This window comes from Bartonella sp. DB5-6 (assembly GCF_000278115.1).
Lineage (GTDB): Bacteria > Pseudomonadota > Alphaproteobacteria > Rhizobiales > Rhizobiaceae > Bartonella > Bartonella refiksaydamii.
On record NZ_JH725128.1, the window covers coordinates 12,516 to 14,088 of the forward strand.

The 1,573-nt window shown below is 38.7% G+C and carries 3 protein-coding genes; all 3 read right to left on the reverse strand.

Annotated elements, in window-relative coordinates; genetic code table 11:
* On the reverse strand, positions 1-350 hold a 350-nt coding region (locus MCO_RS09445; RefSeq protein WP_007554206.1), incomplete at its 3' end, for an antA/AntB antirepressor family protein.
* Positions 351-673: 323 nt separating this feature from the next.
* Positions 674-1,255: a hypothetical protein gene (locus MCO_RS09455; RefSeq protein WP_196794046.1), complete on the reverse strand. Its 582-nt coding sequence runs from the start codon at positions 1,253-1,255 to the stop codon at positions 674-676.
* 3 nt (positions 1,256-1,258) lie between these two features.
* Complete coding sequence (locus MCO_RS09460; RefSeq protein ID WP_007554210.1) at positions 1,259-1,573, reverse strand: hypothetical protein; 315 nt, start codon at positions 1,571-1,573, stop codon at positions 1,259-1,261.

Consider the following 1,573-nt stretch of genomic DNA (forward strand, 5'->3'; position numbering starts at 1 on the left):
TAACGGCGTGCTTGACGTCCTTTCTCGTTACGTTCAACCATTGAAAGCTCTTTTGCCATGTCTAATGTGATGTGGTATTCTGTACTTGGACGACCGCTTTTAGGTTTTGGTAAATTTTTACCGAAACTCACAACGCCTCGATTTTCTTGGGAGGTATTGGGTTTCGCTAAAATTTTAGCGAAACTTATAAAGTCCTTATTTTCTAGGAATCCGTATTCTTTAATACGGTTTTTTATCCAATCTCTAAAATTAGAATTGACTTCCAAAAATGTATATAATTTGCGTGCGTTGACGGCTTGAACTGTTTCTTGATCAATCGTTTGTTCTGTAATTTTAATAAGAGTGTTCATAATGAACTCCTATGCAGTTAGAGGTTTCTTAATGACACTCCAAGAAGAGTGCCGGGTGCTAAGAAACACGGTGCATAGTCCGTCGTTACGCTTTTCCCATAAAGGGTATTGTATAGCGTAACCACACCCGACAATATTATTATACGCATGTAGCATATAATGAGTCAAAGTCTTTAATATGCGGAAAATAAACTGTTTCGGCAATCTATCCGCTATGCATCTAAGGTGTTTCTTAGGCACCTGATTTAACGATATACGTTTTGCGTGAATCTTGTCAAGAAAGAAAATCCCATTGTGTAGCAGATAGACATAGCTTAAAAACATTATTTAGCTTTCTTGTTAGCAGCGTATTCATGACGAGCAAGTTGGTACTGTATGTTGGCAATTAATCTTTCATTGGCTTTTTTTACAATAGCACTTGCAATCTCTGGTTTGGACATCACTCCAGCAATTGATGGTCCTTCTTGTTTTGCAATAGGGAATTGATCTCCATCCGCTCTTTGAAACACATTGTTTCCCATCTTTAATGTAACACGCTTAGGAAATTTTCCCCCGCAAATAAAAGCATGGGGTAAGATTTCTTTTTTCCCAAACATTTTGTAAGTTACACCCTGTTTTGTTTCTTGTGCTTGAAAAAATTTAAGAGGTATCGGTGTTCCAGAACCAATGATATCTGTCTCAAGAAACTTTGCTGTAGCCTTTCCTTTAATATAAACGCCTTTTTTGACACGCTTTGGTTTGGCAGATGTAACATCGGCAATTTGTTTTTCTGCAAAGCGTTCGACTTGTTTTGCTGCGGTGTTTACAGCATTACGCAAAGCCCAGTTAAGGCGTGGTGCTTGAAGACTTGTGAAGGTATCCTTCACCTGTTGAAGATACCATTTTTGGTGGATGATTAACTTCAACTTCTAAGCCTTTTTGGGAGTAGGTGACTTGGAAGCTTTAGATGCTTTTGGCTGTTCGAGTGGAATTTCCTCTGTCACTGGTTCAGATGATGTTTGTACGGCTTCTTGTTTTATCTGCTTAATTTGTTCAACCGCCTTGTCAGGTTTTGCTGTTGTCTTGACTCCAATAAAAGGTTTTACAGCATTAGCGCGCTTGAGACGTGCGTAGACTTGATTGGAAACTTCAACAAATGGATTATTGGGTGTTGATGGTTCAAAGCGAACAGTGTTTTTATTGTCTCCAACAACACACATTGGCTTAGTGATGACAGCTTTCAT